This window comes from Mesorhizobium sp. P5_C1, from assembly GCF_054049815.1.
In genome coordinates this window covers 1-1,220 of record NZ_JBFULQ010001008.1, presented here as the reverse complement: position 1 = coordinate 1,220, position 1,220 = coordinate 1, and the positions used below count along the sequence as shown (strand labels likewise).

Here is a 1,220-nt window from a genome sequence, read left to right as displayed (position 1 = left end):
CCGCCCAGATAGGCGACATGATCCGCGACCGTGACAGGATCCGCGACGAAACCATAGATCGAAATGAAGGCCGCCAGCGCCGGAAACAGGGCGAGCAATAGATAGAAGGTCGCGCCTGCCGCGACCAGCAGGACCCGGTCCTTGTTGAATTCTTCCCACAGCCGCCAGAAGATATCCTTCCAGCCCAGTGCCGGGATCTGTGATGGCCAGGCAGCATCGCGTCCGCGGCCTCTAGGCTCCGACCGCAGGGTGGCTTTGCTGCCTTCTGTGGTTGATGCAGCTCGACTGGCCGCTTCCCCATCGATGAGTGAGGGTTTCGTTCCGGTCGGCTGCTGTTTCCCTTCCGCCTTCGAAGCCACTGTGCGCGCCTCAATCAATCCCGCGTTCAACAGATGTCGTTGGGCGCCGCCAGCGCGGCAAAGTACCTCTCGCCTGATCCGGCTTTGCTTAGCCGTCCAACACCGCCTTTCAGATCGGCGCAGCTACGTCTCTTTCTGCGCGCTCTATTAGGCGACATGATATCCCCTAAGGACGGCCCGTCGCTGCCGTGAATGGAGCGACGGGCGTTATGCTCAGTCGCGCTTCCGCGGGTCGGAGAATTCGAACCTACCAYCCCTGCCKGCCATACCAGTCATCGATRTCKCGACGGGCTCGATCCTTYTCGATGCCGTARCGYTCYTGGATYTTGCCTTCGAGCTGATCGCGTTTACCSGCGATKCGRTCAAGATCATCRTCMGTGAGTTTGCCCCAYTGTTCCTTGAYCTTACCCTTGACCTGCTTCCAGTTTCCTTCGACGCGGTTCCAGTCCATGACACATCGCCTCCTTCGTTTCACASAAGGCGGAACGTCGCGCGGCTCATGAGGTTCCAAGACGTCTTCTCTTTACGGACATTCTCGAAAGCTGAGAATATAAGGCCGACGCCTAGGGCCAAGCGCACCGGGCAAGCGGTTGGGCTTCCGTCGCCGTACCCAACCGTGCGTGACGGCGGTCGCCATCAACAAAAAGCCAGCCGATTTGCTGTTCGATCAGCTGGCTAATGCGATGCCATGTCCGCAGCGCTAGAGGCGGCCGAGGACAACCAGGATGATGACGATCAGCAATACCAACCCAAGTCCGCCGCCGCCGTAATAGCCGGTGCCGTAAAACGGACTGCCGCCGAGGCCGCTGAAGCCGCCAAGCAATAGAAGTATCAGTGCCGCCAAGCAATAGAAGTATCAGT

Annotated in this window: 2 protein-coding genes and 1 pseudogene; all 3 read right to left on the bottom strand. The window is 59.3% G+C overall.

Annotation, left to right across the window (positions count from 1 at the left end; translation table 11 throughout):
* Positions 1-359: pseudogene (locus ACXJ7R_RS33450) on the bottom strand (ribonuclease); the annotation flags it as partial.
* Between the two features lie 247 nt (positions 360-606).
* Complete coding sequence (locus ACXJ7R_RS33445; protein ID WP_457155526.1) at positions 607-810, bottom strand: CsbD family protein; 204 nt, start codon at positions 808-810, stop codon at positions 607-609.
* A gap of 249 nt (positions 811-1,059) precedes the next feature.
* Entirely contained in the window at positions 1,060-1,203 is a 144-nt protein-coding gene (locus ACXJ7R_RS33440) for a DUF3309 family protein (protein WP_457155525.1), read from the bottom strand.
* Positions 1,204-1,220: the final 17 nt, after the last annotated feature.